This is a genomic window from Neisseria sp. HMSC70E02, from assembly GCF_001838645.1.
Taxonomy (GTDB): Bacteria; Pseudomonadota; Gammaproteobacteria; order Burkholderiales; family Neisseriaceae; genus Neisseria; species Neisseria macacae.
In genome coordinates this window covers 3,279-4,063 of record NZ_KV838139.1, presented here as the reverse complement: position 1 = coordinate 4,063, position 785 = coordinate 3,279, and the positions used below count along the sequence as shown (strand labels likewise).

The window sequence follows — 785 nt, the reverse complement described above, 5'->3', positions numbered from 1 at the left end:
TTTATTCATCAAAACACGCTTGAGATAACCGAACTCCGTAGCGTGGGCTTTGCCCGCGAGCTTTGCTGTCCGTCAGTCTGATTCGGGTATTTGCGCTGACATCTGCTTCGCGGGTAGAACCCGCGCTACGGTTTGCTGTGCCGATACCGACGAGAGCTAGTGGATTTGGCTGGATACGTTTGAGGCGTAAGCGCAAAGTCGTGCCAACAGGCAGGCTGGTGATGCTGCAAAGCCGAACGCGGTTTCAGACGACCTTTATTCATCAAAACACGCTTTGAGATAACCGAACCCCGTAGCGTGGGCTTTGCCCGCGAGCTTTGCCGTCCGTCAGTCTGAATCGGGTATTTGTGCTGACATCTGCTTCGCGGGTAGAACCCGCGCTACGGTTTGCTGTGCCGATACCGACGAGAGCTAGTGGATTTGGCTGGATACGTTTGAGGCGTAAGTGGAAGGTCGCATCAACAGGCGGGCTGATGATGCTGCAAAGCCGGACACGTTTTTCAGACGACCTTTATTCATCAAAACTCATTTGAGATAACCGAACCCCGTAGCGTGGGCTTTGCCCACGGGATTTTCCGTCCGTCAGTTTGAGTCGGGTATTTGTGCTGACATCTGCTTCGCGGGTAGAACCCGCGCTACGGTTTGCTGTGCCGATACCGACGAGAGCTAGTGGATTTGGCTGGATACGTTTGAGGCGTAAGCGCAAAATCGTGCCAACAGGCGGGTTGATAATGTTGCAAAACCGAACACGGGTTTTCAGACGACCTTTATTCATCAAAACACGC

The 785-nt window shown here is 53.1% G+C and carries 1 protein-coding gene; it reads right to left on the bottom strand.

The window, feature by feature from the left end; translation table 11 throughout:
- Window positions 1–511 precede the first annotated feature (511 nt).
- On the bottom strand, window positions 512–785 hold a 274-nt coding region (locus HMPREF3277_RS15035; RefSeq protein WP_168168268.1), incomplete at its 5' end, for a hypothetical protein.